This window comes from Flavobacteriales bacterium (genome assembly GCA_019694795.1).
Classification (GTDB): domain Bacteria; phylum Bacteroidota; class Bacteroidia; order Flavobacteriales_D; family UBA2798; genus UBA2798.
In genome coordinates, this window is the sequence record JAIBBF010000004.1 from 57,648 (window position 1) to 80,570 (window position 22,923).

Annotated in this window: 25 protein-coding genes; 3 read left to right on the forward strand and 22 right to left on the reverse strand. The window is 39.8% G+C overall.

The genetic code is table 11. The features are described from left to right. Positions 1-2: 2 nt before the first annotated feature. The 5 genes from K1X56_02845 to K1X56_02865 all read right to left on the reverse strand — a co-directional run bounded on the left by K1X56_02845 (position 3) and on the right by K1X56_02865 (position 5,823). Entirely contained in the window at positions 3-935 is a 933-nt protein-coding gene (locus K1X56_02845) for a UDP-3-O-(3-hydroxymyristoyl)glucosamine N-acyltransferase (protein MBX7093633.1), read from the reverse strand. 78 nt (positions 936-1,013) lie between these two features. Next, positions 1,014-1,748: a hypothetical protein gene (locus K1X56_02850; GenBank protein ID MBX7093634.1), complete on the reverse strand. Its 735-nt coding sequence runs from the start codon at positions 1,746-1,748 to the stop codon at positions 1,014-1,016. 2 nt (positions 1,749-1,750) lie between these two features. Next, positions 1,751-3,433, reverse strand: coding sequence for a S8 family serine peptidase (locus K1X56_02855; GenBank protein MBX7093635.1), 1,683 nt, complete (start codon positions 3,431-3,433; stop codon positions 1,751-1,753). 88 nt (positions 3,434-3,521) lie between these two features. Beyond that, positions 3,522-4,583, reverse strand: coding sequence for a response regulator (locus K1X56_02860; protein MBX7093636.1), 1,062 nt, complete (start codon positions 4,581-4,583; stop codon positions 3,522-3,524). Between the two features lie 4 nt (positions 4,584-4,587). After that, positions 4,588-5,823 carry a PAS domain-containing sensor histidine kinase gene (locus tag K1X56_02865; GenBank protein MBX7093637.1) on the reverse strand — a complete coding sequence of 412 codons (1,236 nt, stop codon included), beginning with the start codon at positions 5,821-5,823 and terminating at the stop codon, positions 4,588-4,590. Positions 5,824-6,013: 190 nt separating this feature from the next. Between K1X56_02865 and K1X56_02870 the strand changes: the two genes are divergently transcribed. Next, a complete protein-coding gene (locus tag K1X56_02870) occupies positions 6,014-6,400 on the forward strand; it encodes a hypothetical protein (GenBank protein MBX7093638.1) in 387 nt (128 codons plus the stop codon). A 64-nt stretch (positions 6,401-6,464) separates the two neighbouring features. Here the strand turns inward: K1X56_02870 and hemN are convergent, their stop codons facing one another. From hemN to K1X56_02945, 15 genes are all read right to left on the reverse strand, one after another. Further along, positions 6,465-7,826 carry an oxygen-independent coproporphyrinogen III oxidase gene (gene hemN / locus K1X56_02875; protein MBX7093639.1) on the reverse strand — a complete coding sequence of 454 codons (1,362 nt, stop codon included), beginning with the start codon at positions 7,824-7,826 and terminating at the stop codon, positions 6,465-6,467. Positions 7,827-7,870: 44 nt separating this feature from the next. Then, a complete protein-coding gene (locus K1X56_02880; GenBank protein ID MBX7093640.1) occupies positions 7,871-8,242 on the reverse strand; it encodes a group III truncated hemoglobin in 372 nt (123 codons plus the stop codon). Between the two features lie 6 nt (positions 8,243-8,248). Further along, positions 8,249-8,539, reverse strand: a complete 291-nt coding sequence (locus K1X56_02885; GenBank protein ID MBX7093641.1) for a hypothetical protein — start codon at positions 8,537-8,539, stop codon at positions 8,249-8,251. Next, the gene (locus K1X56_02890) at positions 8,517-8,957 is read right to left on the reverse strand and encodes a hypothetical protein (protein ID MBX7093642.1); all 441 of its coding nucleotides are present in this window, start codon (positions 8,955-8,957) and stop codon (positions 8,517-8,519) included. The genes K1X56_02885 and K1X56_02890 overlap by 23 nt, the downstream gene beginning before the upstream one ends. After that, entirely contained in the window at positions 8,954-9,733 is a 780-nt protein-coding gene (locus tag K1X56_02895; protein MBX7093643.1) for a sulfite exporter TauE/SafE family protein, read from the reverse strand. The genes K1X56_02890 and K1X56_02895 overlap by 4 nt, the downstream gene beginning before the upstream one ends. Positions 9,734-9,738: 5 nt before the next feature. After that, a complete protein-coding gene (locus K1X56_02900) occupies positions 9,739-10,182 on the reverse strand; it encodes a FixH family protein (protein MBX7093644.1) in 444 nt (147 codons plus the stop codon). Further along, complete coding sequence (gene ccoG, locus K1X56_02905) at positions 10,179-11,594, reverse strand: cytochrome c oxidase accessory protein CcoG (protein ID MBX7093645.1); 1,416 nt, start codon at positions 11,592-11,594, stop codon at positions 10,179-10,181. The genes K1X56_02900 and ccoG overlap by 4 nt, the downstream gene beginning before the upstream one ends. A gap of 50 nt (positions 11,595-11,644) precedes the next feature. Further along, on the reverse strand, positions 11,645-12,904 hold the full coding sequence (locus K1X56_02910; GenBank protein ID MBX7093646.1) for a c-type cytochrome: 1,260 nt from the start codon (positions 12,902-12,904) through the stop codon (positions 11,645-11,647). After that, positions 12,901-13,077, reverse strand: a complete 177-nt coding sequence (locus K1X56_02915) for a CcoQ/FixQ family Cbb3-type cytochrome c oxidase assembly chaperone (GenBank protein MBX7093647.1) — start codon at positions 13,075-13,077, stop codon at positions 12,901-12,903. The genes K1X56_02910 and K1X56_02915 overlap by 4 nt, the downstream gene beginning before the upstream one ends. Beyond that, positions 13,077-15,242, reverse strand: coding sequence for a cytochrome-c oxidase, cbb3-type subunit I (gene ccoN / locus K1X56_02920; GenBank protein ID MBX7093648.1), 2,166 nt, complete (start codon positions 15,240-15,242; stop codon positions 13,077-13,079). The genes K1X56_02915 and ccoN overlap by 1 nt, the downstream gene beginning before the upstream one ends. A gap of 8 nt (positions 15,243-15,250) precedes the next feature. Next, on the reverse strand, positions 15,251-15,445 hold the full coding sequence (ccoS, locus tag K1X56_02925; protein MBX7093649.1) for a cbb3-type cytochrome oxidase assembly protein CcoS: 195 nt from the start codon (positions 15,443-15,445) through the stop codon (positions 15,251-15,253). A gap of 100 nt (positions 15,446-15,545) precedes the next feature. Continuing rightward, on the reverse strand, positions 15,546-17,984 hold the full coding sequence (locus tag K1X56_02930) for a heavy metal translocating P-type ATPase metal-binding domain-containing protein (protein MBX7093650.1): 2,439 nt from the start codon (positions 17,982-17,984) through the stop codon (positions 15,546-15,548). Next, positions 17,984-18,409: a DoxX family membrane protein gene (locus tag K1X56_02935; protein MBX7093651.1), complete on the reverse strand. Its 426-nt coding sequence runs from the start codon at positions 18,407-18,409 to the stop codon at positions 17,984-17,986. Before K1X56_02935 ends, K1X56_02930 begins: the two co-directional genes overlap by 1 nt. 2 nt (positions 18,410-18,411) lie before the next feature. Further along, the gene (locus K1X56_02940; protein ID MBX7093652.1) at positions 18,412-18,822 is read right to left on the reverse strand and encodes a hypothetical protein; all 411 of its coding nucleotides are present in this window, start codon (positions 18,820-18,822) and stop codon (positions 18,412-18,414) included. A 122-nt stretch (positions 18,823-18,944) separates the two neighbouring features. Further along, complete coding sequence (locus K1X56_02945; GenBank protein MBX7093653.1) at positions 18,945-19,781, reverse strand: universal stress protein; 837 nt, start codon at positions 19,779-19,781, stop codon at positions 18,945-18,947. A gap of 117 nt (positions 19,782-19,898) precedes the next feature. Between K1X56_02945 and K1X56_02950 the strand changes: the two genes are divergently transcribed. Further along, a complete protein-coding gene (locus K1X56_02950; GenBank protein MBX7093654.1) occupies positions 19,899-20,930 on the forward strand; it encodes an aminotransferase class I/II-fold pyridoxal phosphate-dependent enzyme in 1,032 nt (343 codons plus the stop codon). Next, positions 20,927-21,571 (forward strand): hypothetical protein, encoded by a 645-nt coding sequence (locus K1X56_02955; protein MBX7093655.1) that lies wholly within the window; start codon positions 20,927-20,929, stop codon positions 21,569-21,571. The genes K1X56_02950 and K1X56_02955 overlap by 4 nt, the downstream gene beginning before the upstream one ends. A 1-nt stretch (position 21,572) precedes the next feature. Here K1X56_02955 and K1X56_02960 read toward each other — a convergent pair whose 3' ends face one another. After that, positions 21,573-22,067, reverse strand: a complete 495-nt coding sequence (locus K1X56_02960; protein ID MBX7093656.1) for a hypothetical protein — start codon at positions 22,065-22,067, stop codon at positions 21,573-21,575. Beyond that, a complete protein-coding gene (locus K1X56_02965; protein ID MBX7093657.1) occupies positions 22,064-22,915 on the reverse strand; it encodes a hypothetical protein in 852 nt (283 codons plus the stop codon). Before K1X56_02965 ends, K1X56_02960 begins: the two co-directional genes overlap by 4 nt. Positions 22,916-22,923: the final 8 nt, after the last annotated feature.

A 22,923-nucleotide genomic window follows, 5' to 3' on the forward strand; every position in this document is an offset into this window, starting at 1 on the left:
ATTTATCCTTTCAGTTTTCCGATAACATCGGGGAGTTGACGTAATGCTGCTAATTCGCGGTATTTCGACCGGTGTTCACTCGCCGGACTACCAAAATAAGTTTTACCTGCTTCGGCATTGGACATTAATCCGGATTGTCCCAATACAACTGCACCTTCACCAATGGTGATGCCGGAAGGAACACCAACTTGTCCCCACAGCGTTACATTATTTTCAACGATCACACAACCTGCAATTCCCACCTGAGCGGCGAATAAACATTTTTTTCCAACAACGGTATCGTGACCAATATGTACGTGGTTATCAATTTTACTTCCTTCGCCAATAACCGTATCGCCGGTAACTCCCGAATCGATGGTGCTGGCTGCTCCGATTTCAACATCGTCTTCAATTACAACTCTGCCACAGGTATGCATTTTATCGAAACCACTTGCACGTTTTTTGTAATAGAAAGCATGTGCTCCAATTACGGCATTGGCATGAATAATTACATTTTTACCAATCACTGCATTATCATAAATAACAACTCCCGGGTAAATTACCGTGTTTTCTCCAATGGAAACATTATGTCCAATAGTAACATTCGGATAAATAATAGCCGATTCTGCAATGGAGGAATCGTGACATATTTCGAGATGTTGCGTAGTGGAGGGCGAATAATGTCGCGTAATGGTATTGAAATCACGAAAGGGATCATCGGATACTAACAGCGCTTTACCTGCGGGACAATCCACATCTTTATTGATGATTATTGTGGTGGCAGCAGACTGAAGTGCTTTATCGTAATATTTCGGATGATCTACAAAAACGATATCACCGGGAACGACTTTATGAATTTCGTTGATACCGGTAATAGAATGATTTTCATCTCCGATGAAACGAGCATTAATTAAAGCTGCAATTTCTTTAAGGGTGGTGCCTGGTTCTATGCGCATAGCCGTAAAATTGGGCTAATTTAACATAAATACACCACAGGGTGAAAGGATAATGAAGGAAAGGAAGGTTAAAAATGTTTAACGATCCCTCGAAAATTCTGTAGGTACATCGAAACAGATACCGGCACAAAAGCGGGGAAGTTCCTGATAGGGGAATTGCGTGCTTGGCTTAATCATATCGGAAATGCGGTATTGACAAAAAAGCAACATATGCCTGAAGCCCAGTCGAACTGTAGCACCATAATTCCATTTGTTGAGGTAGGGGAGGTCGCGATAATACGATTTTACCATCGATCCCCCTAATTGAGCATCAATCTTGTCTTTGGTCATATGCCGAGCAAAAAGCTGGTATTCCACATAGCCTGCCAAATCGATATAGCGACCCAATTGATTTCCTCTTTTCTTTTTCAGATTAAAACGGGTGTAGATTAAAAAATTAGCATCCACTTTTAAAAGTCGTTCACTTTTGTGATGTGAAATTCCTCCGAACGTTTTTTCATCATTTTGTTTGATGCTGTAGCTTTTAAAATTCAGGTTGAAATCATGTCCCATGGCAAATAGCGGACTAAACTGATGTTTGTGTCGCGCTCCTGTTTCGTAGTAAAATGATTTTGCCCAATTAACGGCAGAACCGGTAGAATCGGGAGCTCCAAATAATAATCCGAAGGAAGTAAATGTGGCGTTGTAGTATTTTTTATTGGGACCATATTCCTGTTCTTCGAAATCATTTTCCACATCCTGCTTTATAATCACATTTTGTGATTGAGCTGCATGAATGAAAAATAGAAATGCTATGGAAATAATTTTTTTCATAATCAGAAATTAATGGTTCTCATTTGTCCTTTATACCAAATGCGCACAATTTCGCCCTTATCGAAATCGGCTTTATAAAGCGTAAGCGGATTCATCTGATGCACCGAAATAACATAATAGGTTTTCAGATAGCCTTCTGTGTTTTGCACGGAATAAAATAAATAATCAGGGAATTTCGGATAGCAATATGCGCCTGAGGATGATGTTTCGCGATCGTCGATATGAAATTCCTTCCATTCGTCTTCCTGATTTTTTTTGCTGTTATTCTCGCCGTAAGGATAATAGTAATGAAGAAGTGGTTCTGCAAGTGTAAAGCTGGAACTGTCGATGATAACTTCAAATTTCAAATCGCTGCTCTGAATGTGGAATCGTTCAATTTCTAACTGTTCGGTGCTGTCGGTAAAATAATCAGCCTGAGGAACGCCATATCCGTGGGCATAATCGTAATAGGGGTAGAGATCGGCACTTTGTTCTATTTGCGATATGATTTCCATGTTTTTTGTTCCCGGATTCATTTGTAAAACACAAGCAGCAAATCCTGCCACCAAAGGGGATGCAAATGAAGTTCCTGTTTCTTCCATTAAACCACCATCCGAATCGCACATGGTATATCCATAGGCTGAAACATTCGGTTTAATTCGTTTGTCAGTAGAGGGTCCGTATGAACTCCAGGTAGCGTGTAGTCCGGTCCAGGGATTAATTGCGCCAACAGTAAGAACTGAATCTGCATCACCCGGTGATGCAACTATTTTCCATGCGCCGTCGCCTTCATTTCCTGCTGAGCTCACAACAATAATTCCTTTACGTGCAGCGATGGTGGCGGCTCTTGAAATTAATCCGGCTTTTCCGTTCATGTCGGCACGGAAATATCTGCTGGAGGTATAGCCTAAAGACGAATTAATCACCTGCGCTCCGTGTTGATCGGCCCACTCAATAGCGTGCAGCCAATTCTCTTCTTCGCGGAGTTTGTCTGACCAGGTCTTTTCGGTGCGGGCCAATAAAAATTCTGCCTCAGTTGCGAGACCGATAGGAATGGTGTCGGCCATCCCCGCAATGCAACTGGTTACCATCGTACCATGGTAGTGACCATGATAAACATCTTTTGTTTTTTTTACGAAATCATATGTTTCAACAATTTTGTTTTTGCGGAATAAATGATCGAGTCCATCCGTTTCTTTCATTCCCGAAAATCCTGCATCAATTACACAAATGCGAATTCCCTTTCCATCTATTCCGGCTTTTTTAAACGCTTCTGCATTCATGCGGGTTGTTTGTGCGCGAAGAAGATTGATTTCGCCGGGACTCAAATCCGACAAATCCAATGAGGTGGTGAATTGATCCAATTCTTCCACTTCCTCAACGGCAAGTACAAAGGGAAACTGTTTTATTTGTTCTATGCGTTCTGCGCTACTACTTACATAAAGCATATTGAACCATCTGCTCGCATAACCGGTAGAATCGCACAGGGAAGAAACCTGGGTAATGTAGCAGGGGTTGACAGGTAAATCAGAATAGCAATAAGGAGAAATACCGTGAATGGCTCTTCGCTGAAGTGCTTTTTCATCGAAGAATGAAATCGGATTAAAACCGGTGGAATCTTTATCGGAAAAATAAACGCGATATCGGTTTTGAGAAAAACCCTGCAACTGGAGCAATAGCAGGATTGCACTGAATAATTTCTTCATAGCTGTTTGGATAAAGCAAACATACGAAAGGAGCCTTAAAATAAAAAGGGATCCCGATGTGAGATCCCATTTCCATATGATATAAGCTTTAATTTTTCATTTTTATCAGCTTTTCACGGTTAACGATGGTAATTCTGCTGCCTTTGCTTTCAATGAGTTTTTCTTCTTTAAAATCCGAAAGAGTTCTGATTACGGTTTCAGAGGTCGTACCAACAATATTGGCAAGGTCATCCCTGGCAATAGCCATACTGAAATTTTCGTCTTTCTCCTTGTTCGAATAATGTTGTTCCAGCATGAGTAATGCTTCCGCAACACGTTTGCGAACAGAATTATAGGCCAGCTTAATGAGTCGTTCTTCTTTTTCACGGATGTTATCTGAAAGCATATGAATGAATTTCGCTGCTACTTCGCGGTTGGAATTTAAAAGAGCAAAGAAATCTTCTTTTGGAATAACACAAATTTCAGCATCCTCCAATGCAACGGCCGAATCATTATAGGGTTCGTCCTCCAACAATGAGAGGTAACCGAAAAAATCACCTTCATTATAAAGACCCGTAATGAATTCCTTTCCGTCTTCATTATTACGTGAAGCTTTTACTTTTCCTTTAGCAATAAAATAAATGCTGTTCGGATAAGCTCCTTCGCTGTAAATGGTTTCTTTTTTCTTGAACGATTTTATTTTACGGTTCTCCGATAATTTTTTTAAATCATCGAGACTTCTTGCTTCGGTATAGAATTTATCCAGACCCGGAATATCGCGCGAGAATGCATCTTTCAAACGTTCCGATTTTGTAAGGCGGGTTTCAACGGCCGTCAACAATTCCATATCATCAAATGGCTTGGTCAGATAATCATCTGCTCCCATACTCATCCCTTTGCGGTAATCTGATTTTTCTGCTTTGGCGGTAAGAAAAATAAAAGGAATAGAAGCTGTTTGCGTTTCCTTACCCAGCATGTGCAGCACACCATATCCATCCAGTTCAGGCATCATGATGTCGCAAATGATTAAATCGGGCGATTCGGATTGAGCCAGTTTAACACCTTCTTTTCCATTTGGAGCGGTGAGCACATTATACTTTGCCAGTTCCAGAATCTCAGCTGTATTTTCCCGCATTTCCGGATTGTCCTCAATAAGAAGTATTTTTTTCATGCTGTTATTGGGTTAATGGTAGTTCAATATAAAAAATAGTTCCTTTGTCCGCTTCGCTCTCAAATCGAATCGTTCCTTCCATTAATTCGATGTATTTTTTTACAATGTTCAGCCCCAGTCCCGTACCCTGAATGTTGGTTGCATTTTGAGCTCTGAAAAAACGCGTAAATAAATGCGGCTGGTCCTCTTTCGGAATTCCGATACCCTGATCTTTAACGCTTATCAGGATGGTTTTCGCTTTTATTTCGGAGTTGACAACAATTAATGCGTTTTCCGGCGAGTATTTAATGGCGTTCGAAACGAGGTTGATTAAAACATTACGAAACAATTGCTGGTCGAGAATAATTTCCGTGTATTCTTCTTCGTGATCGAAGCGGATGCTTTGACCCGTTTTTAAAATTGCTTTTAATTCATCGATGGTTTTTCCAATGAAAGGTTCCAATGGAAATTGCACCGGGTTATTGCGGATGATTCCTTCTTCCAGTTTATCCAGCGATAAAAAGTCATTGAGAATTTCAGTCAGATTAGTCACCGCCGAACGAATCCGGTCCACATGTTTATTCCTCTTTTCACTATCCTCCGGAGCCTCATAACGTGCAATCAGCGAAGCCGAAGATAAAATAGTTCCCAGCGGTGTTCTGAATTCATGCGATGCAGTGGTAACGAACCGCGATTTTAGAGTGTTGAGTTCTTTTTCTTTTTCAAGCGCTTTCATCACTTCTTTTTTCGATTCTGCCAAATCTTTAAATGCCTGGGCAAGTTCTTCGGTTCTTTCCTGAACTTTCGTTTCCAATTCAGCATTTAATTTCGATAAAGCCTCCGAGGTTTGCATGAGTCGTTCCGAAGCCATTTTTAACAGTGCTTCTCGCTGTTTGCGCTCGGTAATATCAATAATAAAGCACATTACAAAATTACCTTCAACTGTGCTGAAATGACTTAAACTGATTTCCACCGGGAATTCAACACCTTCTTTGGTGATGGCGAATAGATCCAATCCTTTCCCCATCGACTGGGAATGCGGCGCTTTGGTGTAGCCCTCGCGTTGACCAACATGTTTGGCATGAAAGCGCGTGGGGATTAATTTCTCGATATTTTGATGAAGTAATTCATTCCCGGTATAGCCAAACAATTGCTGAGCCTTGGGGTTTAGCATTACAATCTCGCCTCTATCACTCACAACCACAATGCCTTCCGTTGCATTCAGGAACAATGCGTCCAGCATTTCAATATCCTTTTCCATTAGGCTTCTGCGAGATTTTGGTGTTTTCATGACAAATATAATACCGTGCGCGACAAAATATTGAATCGGGTGATTAAAAAATATGACCAAGGTCAGTCTTTTTGTTTGACCACTGTCATTCTCATCTTCTTACGACTTAGCGTTATTTGTAGTGTAAATACATCGAAATACTGACCAAAAAACCTGAATTATGGAAAAGATGAAAACAGAAAAAGCGTATACCCTGCATGTGGAGCATTCTCAATGGCTCGAAAACTTGAAATTTTATGATGATGAAATCGGAATACTCCGTTCCAGAATCACCGAGGTGGCAGCAAAAAATACTTCACAGGAAGTAATGAAAGAAATTGAGCATTTTCAAAATCAGTTGATCATTCAGAAAAATGAAATTGACGAGTTGCGTCATGCGATTAAAGACCATGAAAACTACATCGAAAATGCCGTAGCTCAAAATCCGGCTGCTGATCATAAATACGTGAACGATCATGTCGTTGAACGCGATCGTATGGATAGCTTTGAGAAACTGTTTAAGGATATGAAAAGTGAATTGAATAAATTCCTTTCTAAGACAATGTAAACGTGTTTTTATAAATGGAAAAGTCGACTGAAAAGTCGACTTTTTTTTGTGCCTTGATTAACATTTAAATCGCAGAACTGAATATTTTTTGAGTCGGCTGATTCCGGTGTAAACGTGCATCCAATGCCATGCAAACATTCCTTAAAAAGGATTTACCCTTTTCCGTAATATGTAATTGAAAAGGCTCGAGAATTACCAATCCGTCCGCCACTGCCTCATTCATGCGTTCCAGTCCTTCGTATAACGACTGACATTGCTGATCTTCTTCTTTCCATGAAGTTTTGTAGGTACACATAATATTGAGAATGTGCTTACGAAGGATAAGATCCTCATGACTTAAAATATGTCCTTTAAAGAATGGGAATCTACCTTGTTGAACCGCTTCCTGGTACTCTTCTACGGTTTTAATATTCTGTACAAATCCAAACCAGGAATCACTGATGGAAGAAGTGCCTAAGCCAATGAGCAATTTACTTTGTGTTGTAGTATAGCCCATAAAATTGCGGTGTAAGCGGTCTTGTTGTTCTGCAATCAGCAATTCATCGCCTTGAAGTGCAAAATGGTCCATACCAATTTCAGTATAACCGGCGCCTTCTAAAAATTTTCTTCCCAAATCATATAATTCCAGTTTTGTCTCCATTTGGGGAAGATCCGCTTCGGAATATTTGCGTTGTCCGGGTTTAATCCATGGAACATGCGCATAGGCGTAAAATGCAATCCGGTCGGGATGTAAATCAATGACTTTTTTAACGGTGGCTTCAACACTTTCTTTGGTTTGAAAAGGTAAACCATAAATCAAATCATAATTCACGGAAGTGTATCCGATTTTTCTTGCCAATTCTGTGATGTCACGAACTTGTTCTTCACTTTGTTTTCTGTTGATCACATCCTGAACATGTGGATCGAAATCCTGAATTCCCAGTGATAAACGTCGAAATCCAATCGTATACAATTGTTCCAGATGTTCGCGTGTTGTATTTGCGGGATGTGCTTCGAAACTCAGCTGTGCATCTTTACAAAGTTTTCCGTTGGCAATGATGTTGCTGAGCAGATGTGATAAATTTTCAGCTGAAAAAAATGTGGGAGTCCCACCTCCTAAATGGATCTCGCAAATGTTCGGCTTATCGGGGAAAATAGAAAGGTACATCTCCCATTCTTTCAGTACAGCATCGATATATGGACGTTCAACTTTGTGATTAACCGTAATTCGTGTGTTGCAGCCGCAATAGGTGCAAAGACTTTCGCAGTAGGGGAGGTGAATATATAAGCTAATTCCATCGGTACGGTTTGCAATTTGGAAAGAGTTAATGACAGATTCTTTCCATTGTTGTTCAGACGGAGCCTTACTATCCCAATAAGGAACAGTGGGATAGCTGGTATAGCGTGGTGCCGGAACGTTGTACTTACGGATTAATTCGATGTTCATACAACAAATATCCGATCCTGCTTTCATTCAGGAAATGATGTTAATCAGTAGCCCGAAGTTTTTAATTGAATCATCATTGCAATGGATTGGGCTCGTTGTGAGGCGATTTCGGTGTTTGGCCCACTAAAATGCTCCTTTAGATTGCTTTGAAACAGTTCCAGCCATCGACTGAAATGTTCTGCTTTAAGCGGACTTTTTCCATGTAGTTGTATATGGCTTTGCATGGGGTTCCCTTTATAATTACCTTTTCCAAATACGATACTCTCCCAGAAGTCATACATCACCGGGAGATGATGTTCCCAATTCACTTGTGCCACATCAGTGAATAAATAACTAATCAGAGAATCTGCCTTTACTTTTTCGTAAAAGGTATTGACCATTTGGGCAATGTCATTTCTTGATTCAAGATCTTTCATGTGAAATTATCTGTAGAGCAAAAATACAGAATCTTCTATGCATTTAACGGAATGTTTTTCCATGGCCAGAAAATTGAGAAACATATTTTCGCTTAATAAATAATCTTTGCCACCCATATTAAAACATATTTCACCCTGAATTACTAATAGACAGGTATCAACCGGTGAATGATGATCGGGCAGAATGGCATCTTTTTTCATTCTTAACTGGACAATTTTCCGATCGCCGGAGTTGAAAATGATATCAGATTTTAAGCTTTCTTCAAATGAAGAATCAGGAAGTTTTTTGGATTCCATAAATAGATACAATTCCGGTTAGAAGTAAAACAACAAGTTTTATTATTTCAAGAATCACATAGGTGATGTGGTGCCAGGTGGAGGGAATATCTTTTCCGGATAAAATTTCGGAAGCACGTTCATCCATTGGTGGAAACAATACCAGTGTTTGAATCAGAAGAATAATGGCAATGGTGGAAAATAATAAGGTAAAGGTGGAGTGCTGTTTTCCGAAAATCAGACTAATTGCCAAAGTGATTAGAAGTACCAATTCCAGTTTATTTAAAGCATGAAAAACGATTTGTCCAATCCCCAAACCTAATTGCAGTGTAATGTTGGGGGCTGTGAATTTTAAAGGAGCTTCAATAAACGAAATCGCTAGTATTAATCCGGCCCAGATAAATGGAATGGCAATGCGAAGTGAAGCAATGGCTTTCATTGTTTTTCTTTATTCCTGATACGGTGATCTGGTTTTTTACAACAATCAGGCACCGCCATGGTTTCTGTTTTTTTGTTTCCATCATTATCCACCACCTCAATTTTCTTTTCTACGATGGAAGGAGATAAATAGGGAATTCCAAGATTTAATCCACGCAATACTAAAGCCAGACCCATTATCCCCACAACAACGGGAACCATTCGTCGAACGTTATTTCTAAAGTTAACCGAAACAATTCCGCCAACCATATTCATGGCCATCATAGCAGGGAGTGTTCCTAATCCGAAAAAAGCCATAAATAAAGCACCGTATATTGCACTACCTGTAGCAATGGATCCGGTAATTCCCATATAGACAAATCCACAAGGAAGTAAGCCATTCAACATTCCGATTAAAAATAATCCGCCGGTGGATTTCTTATTGAACAACGGAATGAATTTCGATTTCAATCCATTCACTATTCTAAAAATTACGGCATTGTTTCCAAGCCGATTAGCCCATGCTGAAAAGATCAGCGATAATAAAATCAGAATTCCCAGTGTGAGAGACAAAAAATTCTGGTAACCGGCAATGAACAGCCCCTGACCTATTAACCCAAAAACCAGACCAATCGCGGAATAAGTAAAGACTCTCCCGAAATTGTAAGCCGCACTGCCGATTACCATTGTGAGATAATTCTTCCTGTTTAAAGGCAATGCCAGAGCAATGGGACCACACATTCCCATGCAATGAAAACTACCTAAAAAACCAAGCGAAAAGGCTACAGGAAGAAACATAAATATCAATTTTGCATTTGTATTGAACCTTCGTTGTAATATTTTTTATTGCCTACCGACCAATCAATTTTTACTTCGTAATAACCGGAAGGCATTTCTGAAGTATTAATGGATTGCTGCAATTCATTACTGTTGATTTCTATTTTTTTATCCAGACGTGAATCGCTCGGTCTGAAAAAATGGACGTCAGCATGAATTTCCTGTCCCGCAAATTCATTGGGGAAATTCAATTGAAAAGAACCTGGTAAAACCTGCCATTGCAATTGTTCTTTTAAGGCATTTGATGCCGTTTTCTTATCAATGATTTCCTGATATTTTAATTCTTCCTTGTAATAGTCGGAAGTAACTAAATCCAGACGTTGATTCATGCTCATTATAACGAGCGTTACAATGAGAGCAACGAATCCGATATAAACGATTGCTATTCGTATTCCCCAGTGAAATTTCATGGCTTTTTCTTTTTAATGGGACCTAAGAAACTTGTTTTTACAGTTTGGAGTTTTTTATCTCCGGTATATATTCCGATTTTAACTGTGGTTTTTCGTTCCGTAATTTGTTCTTTGGGAAGAATCAGAAAGAAAGTACCTACGGCATTGGATTCTTTTTTACAAACTAATGCATCACCCACCATTTGTATCTCACCGGTTCTGTCTTCAAGTTTTAATTGAATTGGAATGTCCTTGTGCGATTTGTTGATCACTTTTACATTATACAAATTACTGATTTTATCGGGACCCTGCTCCTGAAATAAACTTCCCTGCGCACGTACAATGGTTGCTTCTACATCGCTTCTGCTTACCAATAAGAAAGTTAAAAAGCCAAGCAGTAATGTAAGTACAATTGAATATGCAAGAATCCGTCTGGTAAAAGTCAGCTTCACTTTGTTTTTGATTCCCGATTCAGAATCGTAACGAATGAGGCCTTTTTCCAAACCGACACTCTCCATCATATGATCGCAGGCGTCGATACATGCAGTACAGTTGGTACATTCTAATTGAGTACCGTTTCGGATGTCGATACCGGTTGGACAAACCTTAACACATAATCCGCAGTCGATACAATCTCCTTTATCCCGTTCTTCATTCTTTTTGAATTTGTGACGGGGTTCTCCGCGGACATAATCGTAAGCAACTACAATGGAGTTTTTATCGAGCAGCACACCTTGAAGTCGACCATAAGGGCAAACGATTAAGCAGGCTTGCTCCCTGAACCATGCAAACACAAAGAAGAAAACAAGGGTAAATAATAACAGAGCGATGAATCCGCCTAAATGCTGACCAACAGGTTCGGAAATGATCTGGAATAATTTGTCGGCCGAAATAATATAAGCCAAAAAGGTATTTGAAATGATAAATGAAATGAGAAAGAAAATGGAATATTTTAAAGATTTCTTTCTGATTTTTTCACCGTTCCATGGCATCTTATTCAACGCGCGCTGGTGAGGTGCATCGCCTTCTATCCAGTATTCTATTCTTCGGAAAACGAGTTCAAGAAAAATAGTTTGCGGACAAGCCCATCCGCAGAAAAGCCGTCCGAACACTACGGTAAATAAAACCACGAAAACAATCATGGTTAACGTCGCGATACCGAAAATAAAAAAGTCGTGAGGCCAGAATACAAACCCGAAAATGATAAATTTTCTTTCGAGAATGTTTAGCATCAACAGCGGATTACCATTGAGCTTTAGGAAGGGTAGAGTGAAAAAAACAATCAGATATACATAACTGAGTTTTTTCCTAAGGTTGTAATACCATCCGGAAGGTTTATTGGCATAAATCCAATTTCGTTTTCCTTCTTTAATGGTGCCGATCGAATCCCTGAAGGAGTCATCGGGTTCTTGATCATTCTGCACGGTATTCATTTGGGTTGGGTTAATAGGATTTCAAAAAAAAGCGGATCAACCGCAGTGAATTACTTCACTGCGGCTGAATCTGCAACGGGTGCAGTAGCTGTTGAATCGGGTACAACAGTAGCTGTAGCACCTTCTTCAGTATAAATCGTTCCTTCCGGAGCTTTCGCATTGGCAGGATTGCTTCCACGCAATGATTTTACGTAAGAGGCAAGGACGTGCATTTGACGCGGACTTAATTCTTGTCCCCATGCTTTCATCCCTTTTTCTGTCCATCCGTATTTGATGGATTTAAAAACATCCTGAATACTTCCGCCGTGAATCCAGTAATCGTCCGTTAAATTCGGCGCGATGCTGGTTCCTTCTCCGTTGGCACCGTGGCATGCTTTACAATCTTTACTTGCAAATACACCTTTACCTTCTTCAATATCGGCAGCTTCAGTTAATAAGGTCACATTGTTTTCATCAATGAGATTGGCGTGTTTGGCTTTGTATTCTTTCATTTGAATATCTGCTTGTGCCAATTCAGCTTTTAACTCATCGATTTGTAATGCACCTGTTTTAAAGATGTGGTAGTTGAACATGTAAATGACTGCAGCCACAATAGTAAAATAGAATCCATATTTCCACCATGGTGGTAAGTCGTTGTCCAACTCTTTAATACCATCATAATCGTGATCGAGAAGAATGTCTTTCTCATCTTCAATGGCAACGGATGCATTGAATTTTTCCATGAAAGAAACAACCGGTTTTGCAGCCATTTCTTTTGCTTTAGAGGAATTGCCAAGTAAAGTTTTGATTTGTCCGATGAAGAAGAATGCAATTACAGCTTCGAACAAGTTAAACAATACGAGAGTCCAGAATGTAAAGCCGTCCAGCCCCCACCAGTTATCCGTAAATTGTGGAATAACTTGTTGAGCAGGCTCAGCGGCAGCAGCAGCAGCTGCAGGTGCAGCGGCATCTTGTGCAAAACTGAAAGCCGGAATGGCAATGAGCAAGGCAATCATCATCATTGTTTTTCCGCCACCGTTATTTTTTTCTTTTAGCATTTCACGCTGGTGATGCAAAGAAGATTTTACGATGTCGCCCAATACCATAATGAGAACCATTAAGAGTAAAGCGGAAATTACAAGGGCAATAAACACCGGATTGGTGTACACGGTTCCTCCGAATTGAGGAATTTTATTTTCTGCAGCAGCAGCTTCTTGTGCAAGAAGAGTAGCGCCAGGCATAAGCAGAGTGACTGCTAACAGTAATGCTCTGCGGATTTTTTGAGTCTTCATATGATTGGGTTGACCGTTCATGATTTTTTTAATTTTCATTGATTTTCTTCGCCTTCAAGCGGCATGTTTTCCATGTGTTTAATCAATTCTTTATCCGATTTAAAGAGGTAAATCCCTAATAGAATAAAGAAGGAAAAGAAAATCAAAAAGGAGATCACCGGATAAATCCCTACACCGTCGATCGAGCTGAGATAATTAATGAACTTCATGATTACTCCTTTTTAGTGGTTACACCATATGGATCTCTTTCTTCCGCAGGTGCCAATGTAACATCTCTACCTAAGCGTTGCAGATATGCAATCAAGGCGACAATCTCATTGGTGTTTTCTGCAGGTAATCCATTTTTATCCAGATCAGCAACAATGCTGTCGGCTTGTGCAAGGAAGTCTGCTTCTGCCAGTGCATCGTATCCTTCAGGATATGGTACACCTAAGGTTTGCATCGCTCTGATTTTTGCAGGGGTCATGCTCAAATCAACATGCTTGTCGAACAACCACGGATAAGAAGGCATAATGGATCCTGGTGATGGAGTTGATGGATCTAACAAGTGATTGTAATGCCATGCATTCGATTTTTTGTTATTTCCAACACCTTCACGTGCTAAATCCGGACCAGTACGTTTAGATCCCCATTGGAATGGATGGTCGTAAACGAATTCTCCTGCTTTGGAATAGTCGCCGTAACGTGCAACTTCATCGCGGAAAGGACGTACCATTTGTGAGTGACACACATAACATCCTTCACGAACGTAAATGTCGCGACCTTCAAGTTCAAGCGGAGTATATGGTTTCACAGTACTGATGGTAGGAATATTCGATTTAATCAGGAAGGTTGGAATCATTTCGATTAATCCCCCGATTAAAATCACCACCAAACTCAATACTAACATTTGAACTGGTTTACGCTCAATCCAACGATGCCAGTGTTCACCTGCATGTTTGTGATAAGTTTTTTCAAGCGGAGCAGCTTCAGCTTCTTCATTCGCAACAAAGTTTCCGATTTTGATTGTTTTAATCAGGTTGTAGGTCATAATCACCGCACCGGTGAGGAATAATGAACCTCCGATTGCACGCATCGCATACATTGGTAGAATTTGCGTTACTGTTTCCAGGAAGTTCGGATAACGAAGCATACCTTCTTCAGTAAATTCTTTCCACATCATCGCTTGTGTGAAACCTGCCCAATAGAGTGGAATAGCATAGAAGAGAATACCTAAAGTACCAATCCAGAAATGCCAGTTGGCAAGTTTTTTAGAATACAGTTCGGTGCGGAACATTTTTGGAATCAACCAATACAATACACCGAAGGTTAAGAATCCGTTCCATCCCAATGCACCAACGTGAACGTGTGCAATGGTCCAGTCGGAGAAGTGAGAAATCCAGTTTACAGCTTTTAAAGAAAGCATCGGGCCTTCGAAGGTTGCCATACCATAAGCGGTAACTGCAACAACAAAGAATTTTAAAACAACATCTTCACGCACTTTATCCCAAACACCACGCAGTGTAAGCAGACCATTAATCATACCACCCCATGATGGTGCAAGCAGCATAAAGGAGAATACAACACCAAGTGACTGAACCCAGTCAGGTGTTGAACTATACAATAAATGGTGAGGACCTGCCCAGATATAAATAAAGATCAGTGCCCAGAAGTGAATAATGGAAAGTCGGTAAGAGTATACCGGACGATTAGCCGCTTTAGGAACGAAGTAGTACATAATTCCTAAATATGGAGTTGTAAGGAAGAATGCTACTGCATTATGTCCATACCACCATTGTACCAATGCATCTTGTACACCTGCATACCAGCTATAACTTTTAAACAAGCTTACCGGTAATTCAAAAGAGTTCACAATGTGAAGTACTGCTACTGTAACAAATGTGGCAATATAAAACCAGATAGCAACGTATAAGTGACGTTCGCGGCGTTTAAGAATGGTTCCAAACATGTTCCATCCGAACACTACCCAAATCAATGCAATCAGAATATCGATTGGCCATTCTAATTCTGCATATTCTTTACCGGTAGTGTAACCCATCAGAAGCGTAAGCGCTGCGAGTACAATTATAGTTTGCCAACCCCAAAAGTGAATTCGGCTCAGCAGATCGCTGAACATTCTCGCCTTGGTGAGGCGCTGTAGAGAGTAATACACACCCATAAAAATTCCGTTTCCCACGAATGCGAAGATGACGGCATTGGTGTGTAATGGACGGATACGACCAAAAGTGGTGTATTCCAATCCAAGGTTGAGGGCCGGGTAGATCATCTGCAATGCAGCGATTAACCCAACAAGCATACCCACCAGTCCCCATAGGATGGTGGCATACGCGAACATCTTTACGATCTTGTTGTCGTAATAGAATTTTTCGGTTTGCATAGTTGTACTCATTTATCGTCGGTTGTATTTGTGGATTCTTTTTTGGATTCCTTGGAGGAGGTTAATTCTGAATCGAAAAGGATTCTAACTGCAGGTGAATAATCATCTTCATATTGACCTTTTCTTACGGCCCATAAAAAAGCAGCCAAAAATCCGATAGCGATTATAAGGCTGGCTCCGATCATGATGAATAATGCACTCATACTATTTATCTTGTGTCAAATGTATTTTTAGTGGCTTAGGAGGTTAATGACTGTGGTCACTACAAAAATTGATAGTTGTCAGTTTTTACCCTGAAACCTTTTAACTGCTTGTTTTGTAGTTCGGTTTAAAAATTTTTCGCGATGCAATTCCTACTCCGATGGTGGTAAAAATGATAACAGAAATGGAACTGATGGGCATAAGTATAGCGGCCACCAGGGGTGATAAATTTCCCTGCACGGCGAACCAGAGTCCAACCAGATTATAAATAAAGGATAGTCCAAAACTCATCAGAATTACATTTACGGCGGCTTTGGAAAAGCGGATAAAACGGGGTAGTTCACTGAACGATTCCGAATCGAGAATGGCATCGCAGGCGGGAGAAAAATTATTGATGTTCTCCGATACGGAAATTCCCACATTACTTTTTGCCAATGCACCGGCATCATTCAATCCATCACCAATCATTAATACCGTTTTATGTTCATCCTGAAGTTGTTTTACCAGTTCCAGTTTTTCAAAAGGCGATTGATGAAAGAGCATGTTTTCTTCCTTTCCGAATAAAGGCAGCAATTGTTGTTTTTCACCATCATTATCGCCGGAAACTAATTTAACCTGATGCTTTAATTGCAAATCCTGAATCACATGCTTTAAATCATCCCGGTATTCGGATCGTATGCGGAAATAGCCTTTGTATTGACCGTTAATGGCGTAATGCACTTCCATGGTACGTAAACCATCGTGATTTCTTTTTTTACCGCAAATCCATTCTTCGGAGCCCAGTTTAATTTCGTCGGTTAATTTTTTGGCAATAATTCCTTTTCCGGAAATTTCTTCATAAGTATCCCATTCGATTTTCGAAATCGACGAAGGGATGTTATCGTGGATTATACGGGATAGCGGATGTGCAGAATTTCCGCTTGCGGATCGGATTAATTGTAAATCGTAGTCGCTTAATTCTTCACCCTCAAATTTTAAACGGGCAGCTCCACTTCGTGTGATGGTACCTGTTTTATCGAATAATACCACATCCGTTTGGGCCAGTTTTTCAATGACAATCGTATTCTTTAAATAAAATTTCATTTTACCCAGAATCCGCATGGCATTCCCCAATGTAAAAGGTGTGGATAGGGCTAAGGCGCAGGGACAAGTAATAATCAGAACCGAAGTAAAGGCATGCAATGCTCTGGCCGAATCGGTGCGTAGCCAATAGAGTGCAGCGCCAGACGCAATGATTAAAATGATAAGCGTAAACCAGCGGCTAACCCGATTGCTTAATGAAGTAAGTTTATCTTTTTCCGTTTTATCTTTTTCAAAGGTGTCTTCATTCCATAAGCGGGTGAGGTAAGATTGAGATACTTCTTTTATTACTTCAACTTCAATGGCATTCCCAATTTGTTTTCCGCCGGCAAAAATTATTTCACCTAAGGTTTTATCTACCGGAGTCGATTCTCCCGTAACAAAACTGTAATCGATATGCGCATCTCCTTTAAATAAAATGGCATCTCCGGGTATCAGCTCGTTGTTTCGAATCAATAGTCTGCTTCCCACTTTTACCTGTGTGGCTGGAATATTTTTTTCCTGTCCTTGTTCTAATAAAGTAACAGAAACCGGAAAGTAGGATTTGTAATCGCGGTCGAAGGAAAGTCGGCCATAAGTCATGTTTTGCAATGCCCTTCCAACCAGCATTAAAAAAACCAGACTCGCTAAGGTGTCCATATAACCACTCCCTGTTCCCGAAAAAATATCGTAAGAGCTGCGAACAAACATGATAAGAATTCCCAAAGCGATGGGAAAATCCATATTCAGAGTTTTGTGTATTACCCCTTTCCATGCGCTCACAAAAAATTCGGAAGCCGAGTAAAACATTACCGGAATTGCCAATAGGAAATTTAGATAACCAAATAAATTGCGGTAGGGCGATTCGGTTAAAGAATCGATACCGAAATAATCGGGAAAGCTCAGCAACATAATGTTGCCGAAACTAAAAAATGCAATACCTAATTTGTAGAAATAACTTTTATTGAAATATTGACGCTCATCTGTTTTTTCTTCCAGCGAATTCAAACTTAAGTGAGGAGGATATCCAACGCGGTCGAGCAATTTGGCAATATCCGATAAAGCAATTTCTGAACTGAAAACAATGGAAAGTTCCTTTTTAATGAAGTTGACCCTCGAACGAAATACTTTTGGATGAAGCCGGTTTAAATTTTCCAGTAGCCAGATGCAACTACTGCAATGCATGGCGGGAATGTAAAAGGTGACGTGAATCTGGTCGGCATCACGAAATGTGATGAATTTCTTTGAGGTTTCTTCATCATCGAGAAATTCATAACGTACGGTGTTGGATTTTTTTTGGGTTTGACCCGGACGTTCATTCAGATCGTAATAATCGCACATTCCGCTTTTGTTCAGAATGTCGTACACTGTTCTGCATCCTTCGCAACAGAATTTTTTATCCTCCAGTGTTAATGGTTTATCCGGACAAAGTTCACCACAGTGAAAGCACGTTGTTTCCTGTAAAGTTTTGGTTTCTTCCATTACCACAAGTTTAAAAGATGGTCAATGGAAAATACATCCTGTGCGATGGGGATGAACATCAGAATTACAAGCAAAATCATCCGTGGAAATACATGTTTTAAATCCCAGAGCGGATTCATCATTCCCATTGCGGCGGTAACAAGAATTAAATCGACTCCCAAAAATAAAAATGCCAGGGGCTTAAGTAAACCAAGAATAAGCAATGCTCCTCCAATTAATTCAACCCAGGAACTGTATAAAGCGGTAGCAGAAAAAAGCCAATCCGGTAAAAAGGATTTTTTTAATTCGTAGCGAAAAGTTTCCGCCACTTTGGAGGTACCAATCAAAGCTACTTTTTCATAGCCCTGAAACAGGAATAACATTCCCAACATCAGCCGCAGAAACAAAATGCCGGCAGCCGGTAAGTGAAGAATCAGATTTTCCATGATTATTCCTGTTCGTGAATATCCGGTAATTCATCTTTACCCATAGGCATATTCATTTCTTCACCAAGGTGATTAATCTCCGATAAAGTCATTTCATCCGTAACCGTAGTTTGCAACCATATTTTTCCGCTTTTCCGGAAAACCTGAACCCAGATACCTGCATCTTCAATCCAGTTTTTTTCAAAATTTTTCACTTTGGTGTGACCATTCATTGAAATGGAACAGTTAATGCGGGCATGCAATACATCGTGAATGGTTTTGCTGTAATCCTTTATCGGATCACCGGGAACCTCTTTATGCGCCAACTGATCAATTTTGTCTTCGTAAAACTGAATTTTTAAAAAAGGAAAATGCTGTTGAAATGCTTTATTGATATCCTCCAGTTTGGAATCTTCATTAAATATTAAATTCATGGGGCTGATTTTTTGGGTTAATAATCAACTGAAACAATTTAATGTTTACAGAATATTTTATGGACCATAGCACAGGATTTGGGTAAAAATATATTCCTGAATCCGTACTATTACCTAAGTGTTTATTTTGGTGTATCGGTGTAGGGGAGTTCTGGTAATACCAATAATGGTAAGTGAGTGTGGTAAATCATTTTTTTGGTGACACTCTTGTTGAACATGCGATCGAACAATCCATGTTTACGATGCACTAATGCTAACCAATCTGTTTTATGTTCAGCAATAAATTCATCAATTCCTTCTGTAACATTTTTTCCTTCCGGAAAGAAAAACAAGTGACTGAGTTCCTCAAAATAGTGGTCCAGCTGAATACCTGCTACACTCTTGTTGTAATCAGGAAGTAATTCACCTTCGGTTACATTCACGATGTTTACCTTTGCTTTAAAACTCAACGCACATTCTTTTAACGCATCCAGCGAATGAATTTGGAGTCCCTTTAAATCAGAAGCAAAAGCAATCCACTCCGGTGTTTTGTATTTCGCATCCGAAGGAACAACCAATAAAGGTGTTTTGGTGTTTTCAATATACGATGCAGTGGTGGATCCGATAAACAGTTCGGAAGCTTTATTATGACCATGCATGCCTAAAACAATTAAATCTGCATTGATGGCTTCTTTGTATTCATTTATTTCATCCGTGGTAAAACCCATTTCTGCTTTTACAAAAGGAGTGATACCATATTTTTCATTCAGATCTTCGCCAAGTTTTTCAAGACGGTCTAAACTTTCTTTTTCCATCGATGATAAATCCGGAACAACCGGAATATCTGAGGCAATCAGGGGCATGTGATAAACATGCAATAAATGTAATCGGGCGTTTAACTGCTTGGCTAATTGGGCGGCAAACTCAACGGCATTAACCGAAGCGGGAGAAAAATCGGTGGCAACTAAAATGGATTTCATAAGGACAGTTTTAGGGTTTTGGGTTAAGCAAAAATACCCCCCATGCAGAGCATGCTTAATGATTACGGTCACAGGTAATTCTGACATTCATCAGTTTTTGTAGTTTTGGAAAAAAAAATGAGCATGCAAACCTTTATCGACCTTAGAAGTGATACCGTAACCAAACCGAGTCCCGAAATGCTTGAGGCCATGTTAAGTGCACCTCTGGGTGATGATGTTTTTATGGAGGATCCCACCGTTATTGAGTTGGAATCGAAATTGGCATCTATGTTTGGAAAAGAGGCTGGTTTGTTTTGTCCTTCAGGAACCATGACCAATCAAATTGCAATTCGTATGCACACGGTGCCTGGTCAGGAAGTAATTTGCCATAAAGAATCGCATGTCTACAAATATGAAGGTGGCGGTATAATGGTTAATTCGTTATGCAGCGTAAAACTGATTGATGGAAACCGCGGACGAATTACGGTGGATGACGTAAAGAACAGTTTAAATAATCCGGAAGATGTGCATTTGCCTGTTAGTCGATTGGTTTCTGTTGAAGACACTGCTAACCGTGGGGGAGGAGCGATTTATGATTTTGAGGAGTTAAAACGAATTTCGGCCTTTTGTAAGGAAAAAGGATTGGCCTACCACCTTGATGGTGCGCGTATTTTTAATTCACTGGTAGAAACAGGAGTGGATTATACCACCTATGGTCAGCAATTCGATTCAATTTCCGTTTGTTTAAGCAAAGGTTTGGGTACTCCGGTTGGATCCGTCTTAATCGGTACATCTGCTCAAATAAAAGCTGCACGTAGAATTCGAAAAGTGTTGGGTGGAGGAATGCGCCAGGCAGGCGTTTTGGCAGCTGCAGGATTGTTTGCGCTCGAGCATAATATTCAACGATTAAAAGATGATCATCGTCGTGCAAAACTTATCGGGGAGATGGTTAAAAAAATATCGTTTGCAGAAGAAGTTTTTCCGGTTGAAACCAATATTGTAGTGTTCGGAATAAAACCGGCATTAAGTGTGGAGAAGATAGTTTCCGACTTAAAATCGAAAGGTGTATTGTGTGTGCCGTTCGGACCCGGTTTAATTCGTATGGTGACCCATCTCGATTTTAAAGAAGAGGACTTAAACAAACTAAGTGAGGTGTTAAAATCATTATGAAGAACAAGCTAAAATTGATTATCCCCTTTCTACTTTCAGTAGCATGTTCTACTTATGTGGAAAAGGACCCCGCTCCTGAACCGGAAAATACAGATACTTCCATTTCTCTTACCGAAGAACCCGCAATTTTACCTGATACGGTTGCTATAGATCCAAAGTTAAGTCCACAGGAAAAAATAATTGCCTTTAAAGAAAAACAGTTGCGTTTGTATTCCGAGGTAGAGGCAACAAAAGGTATAAATCCCGAACGCTTCGAAAAGGATACACTGATAAAATTCGCTTTGAAAAAAAACACTCCGGTTAAATACGGTACTACTGAGAATGTATACCCTGTTGCTACTGTTTTTTATTTACACTATTCCGATTCTACCACGTTCAACAATGCATTCAATAACTGGATGAATTGTTTTGGTAATGATTGCACACCCATTCGGTTCGAAGAGGATATGAAGGCTATAAAGACAACACCTTCTTATACCTGGATCAATCAGGATCAGTTATGGATGCTTCATCTTTGCTATCAATGCGAGCATAAGGAAAACGACTGGAACAAATGGATTGATGAGCTGGATTTGCTTTTTGGCGGAAAAAATACAGTCCGTATCGAGACGGCTTGTGGTGGACCGCTAAAATGGAAGTGATTTAATTACTGACCCAACTAACGAGCTCAGCTTTCTTAAAATTATGGCCTGTTATCAGAAAAGTCTGAATCAATCTTCCGTTTTTTTCATTTTCCCAGGAAATCATTTTTACAATTTTCGATTCAGTAATTTTTTTGGGTTTCCCGTAGTATTTCATACATAAACTATCCAGCGACTGAACTTGTTTGGGATCGTTGGTGTTGACCTGAAAATGCATTAATATTCCTTTGCGAACAATTAAGGTTAATTTTAATTTGTTCAGTTGACCCAATGTCGATTTTGTAAAACACAATTTCACATTATTCACCGTGTCGCAACCCGAAAATTTTAATCCTAATTCATTAAAACCGATACCGGCAAATTGGAGTCCGCTTAAATTTACCGGAGTGCTGATTTCAACGGTGGGACCATTATATTTAGCCTGAGCAGCGCATGAATTAATACCTGCCGGAAAAATGCAAATTGAAATGAATAGTATTTGAAAGAATAATTTCATCGTTCCTGCTGGTATTGCTGTTGCTTACGTTTATCGTCGGGGTGACCCTCTACCGGAGGACAGTCCCATGATTTTTTACTTACCCAAGCAAAACGAATGGTAAAATAGATCGGGCGGTAATGGCTACTGAACATATTGTATCTGGAACGGCCATTTTCCCAGGTAGAAAAAGATAGAATTGGAGTTTCAAGTGTTGGAATTACAAATAGTTTATCATTCCATTTTATTCCGTATCCCAATTTATAATGCAATTGGAATAAAAATTTAGAAGGGTTTTGCTGGTCCTGATAACTGAGGTTCCCACTATAGGAATTGTTATTAATTACTCGGTAATCCGCATTAATTCCGATGCTGTTTTGCAAAAATTGCAAATCATTCAGCTGATAAATATTATTTAGATTGAAGTTGGCAGTGATATAACTGTGACCATATTTCCCGGATCCGTCATTGCTGCCGAATGTTGATCCTGTACTCAGTTGTTCGTAATTGGCATTGAAGGCTTCTTTACCTCTTATCTGTTTAAAGGCAAGTGAATAATCCATGAAGTTAAACAAGTAACCATATTTAAAAATGTGGAAACGTCCTACCTCCAGGTATAAACCAATTCTACCGGCAGGATCGAAAGTGGCTTTATATGCTGTATCGTTTGCCTGCATCAGCGTTTCTTCCTGATTTTTAAAACGACTTAGCGCATAAGAAGCTCCCGGAGCAAAATGCCAGCCTTTAAGTTTATAGGGGCCTTCTAAATTAATTAAGGGAATATTTTTTCGTTTGTAGGTGTGTTGTCCCGATGCCAAACCGGAAAGGGTGAGGAATACAATGGTAAGGAGCCGTGTAGAAAATTTCATCAGGTAAA

Excerpts from the sequence above, each read along its gene's own strand:
- K1X56_02845 (MBX7093633.1), bottom strand. The coding sequence starts at position 935 with ATGCGCATAGAACCAGGCACCACCCTTAAAGAAATTGCAGCTTTAATT.
- K1X56_02850 (MBX7093634.1), bottom strand. The coding sequence starts at position 1,748 with ATGAAAAAAATTATTTCCATAGCATTTCTATTTTTCATTCATGCAGCT.
- K1X56_02855 (MBX7093635.1), bottom strand. The coding sequence starts at position 3,433 with ATGAAGAAATTATTCAGTGCAATCCTGCTATTGCTCCAGTTGCAGGGT.
- K1X56_02860 (MBX7093636.1), bottom strand. The coding sequence starts at position 4,583 with ATGAAAAAAATACTTCTTATTGAGGACAATCCGGAAATGCGGGAAAAT.
- K1X56_02865 (MBX7093637.1), bottom strand. The coding sequence starts at position 5,823 with ATGGAAAAGGATATTGAAATGCTGGACGCATTGTTCCTGAATGCAACG.
- K1X56_02870 (MBX7093638.1), top strand. The coding sequence starts at position 6,014 with ATGGAAAAGATGAAAACAGAAAAAGCGTATACCCTGCATGTGGAGCAT.
- hemN (MBX7093639.1), bottom strand. The coding sequence starts at position 7,826 with ATGAACATCGAATTAATCCGTAAGTACAACGTTCCGGCACCACGCTAT.
- K1X56_02880 (MBX7093640.1), bottom strand. The coding sequence starts at position 8,242 with ATGAAAGATCTTGAATCAAGAAATGACATTGCCCAAATGGTCAATACC.
- K1X56_02885 (MBX7093641.1), bottom strand. The coding sequence starts at position 8,539 with ATGGAATCCAAAAAACTTCCTGATTCTTCATTTGAAGAAAGCTTAAAA.
- K1X56_02890 (MBX7093642.1), bottom strand. The coding sequence starts at position 8,957 with ATGAAAGCCATTGCTTCACTTCGCATTGCCATTCCATTTATCTGGGCC.
- K1X56_02895 (MBX7093643.1), bottom strand. The coding sequence starts at position 9,733 with ATGTTTCTTCCTGTAGCCTTTTCGCTTGGTTTTTTAGGTAGTTTTCAT.
- K1X56_02900 (MBX7093644.1), bottom strand. The coding sequence starts at position 10,182 with ATGAAATTTCACTGGGGAATACGAATAGCAATCGTTTATATCGGATTC.
- ccoG (MBX7093645.1), bottom strand. The coding sequence starts at position 11,594 with ATGAATACCGTGCAGAATGATCAAGAACCCGATGACTCCTTCAGGGAT.
- K1X56_02910 (MBX7093646.1), bottom strand. The coding sequence starts at position 12,904 with ATGAAAATTAAAAAAATCATGAACGGTCAACCCAATCATATGAAGACT.
- ccoN (MBX7093648.1), bottom strand. The coding sequence starts at position 15,242 with ATGCAAACCGAAAAATTCTATTACGACAACAAGATCGTAAAGATGTTC.
- ccoS (MBX7093649.1), bottom strand. The coding sequence starts at position 15,445 with ATGAGTGCATTATTCATCATGATCGGAGCCAGCCTTATAATCGCTATC.
- K1X56_02930 (MBX7093650.1), bottom strand. The coding sequence starts at position 17,984 with ATGGAAGAAACCAAAACTTTACAGGAAACAACGTGCTTTCACTGTGGT.
- K1X56_02935 (MBX7093651.1), bottom strand. The coding sequence starts at position 18,409 with ATGGAAAATCTGATTCTTCACTTACCGGCTGCCGGCATTTTGTTTCTG.
- K1X56_02940 (MBX7093652.1), bottom strand. The coding sequence starts at position 18,822 with ATGAATTTAATATTTAATGAAGATTCCAAACTGGAGGATATCAATAAA.
- K1X56_02945 (MBX7093653.1), bottom strand. The coding sequence starts at position 19,781 with ATGAAATCCATTTTAGTTGCCACCGATTTTTCTCCCGCTTCGGTTAAT.
- K1X56_02950 (MBX7093654.1), top strand. The coding sequence starts at position 19,899 with ATGAGCATGCAAACCTTTATCGACCTTAGAAGTGATACCGTAACCAAA.
- K1X56_02955 (MBX7093655.1), top strand. The coding sequence starts at position 20,927 with ATGAAGAACAAGCTAAAATTGATTATCCCCTTTCTACTTTCAGTAGCA.
- K1X56_02960 (MBX7093656.1), bottom strand. The coding sequence starts at position 22,067 with ATGAAATTATTCTTTCAAATACTATTCATTTCAATTTGCATTTTTCCG.
- K1X56_02965 (MBX7093657.1), bottom strand. The coding sequence starts at position 22,915 with ATGAAATTTTCTACACGGCTCCTTACCATTGTATTCCTCACCCTTTCC.